The sequence below is a fragment of the Rhodanobacter sp. Soil_C_14 genome (assembly GCF_057657335.1).
In genome coordinates this window covers 1-616 of record NZ_JBDGIQ010000015.1, presented here as the reverse complement: position 1 = coordinate 616, position 616 = coordinate 1, and the positions used below count along the sequence as shown (strand labels likewise).

1 protein-coding gene is annotated in these 616 nt (G+C 64.6%); it reads right to left on the bottom strand.

Annotation, left to right across the window (positions count from 1 at the left end; genetic code table 11):
* Positions 1-616 (bottom strand): hypothetical protein (locus AC3A56_RS17560; protein WP_487771215.1); only part of this gene is annotated, 616 nt, incomplete at both ends.

The window sequence follows — 616 nt, the reverse complement described above, 5'->3', positions numbered from 1 at the left end:
CAAGCCGCTGCTGCCGGCGTTCGCGCCGGTCAGGTTGTAGGTCTGGCTGCTGCCATGCACCGTGTCGCTGTGACCGCTGCCGGTCACCGACGTCACGCCGCTCCAGGTGCCGCCGATGCCAGTCGTCGCGCCGCTGCCGTTGGACAGATCCAGCGACACCGCCGTGCCGTAGCTGGCGTAGTTCAGCGCCTGCGCCGTGACATTGCCGGTAACGCTGCCGGCCGTGCCGAAGTTCACCGTGCCGGTGGCGTCGGTGATGGTCTGGAAACCGCTCCAGTTGTAGGTGTTGCTGCTGCCCTGGTTGGCCACCGTGTTGTCCAGCACATAGCTCTGGCCCGTACCGGTCACCGTGTTGCTTTGCGCCGCGTTCGCATTGACCGTGGTGTACCCACTGAAGCTTCCACTGACGCCCGAGATCGCGCCGGTATCCACGTTCAGCGTCAGGTCTTGCAGGTAATTGTCGAAGTCCAGCGTCTGCACGGCGATGTTGCCAGTGACGCCGCCATTGCTGCCGAAGTTGACCGTGCCGGTGCCGTCGCTGATGTTCTCGAACGAACTCCAGCCCACCAGGCCACTGCTGCCCTGGTTGGCAACGGTGTTGTCCAGCTGGTAGGTC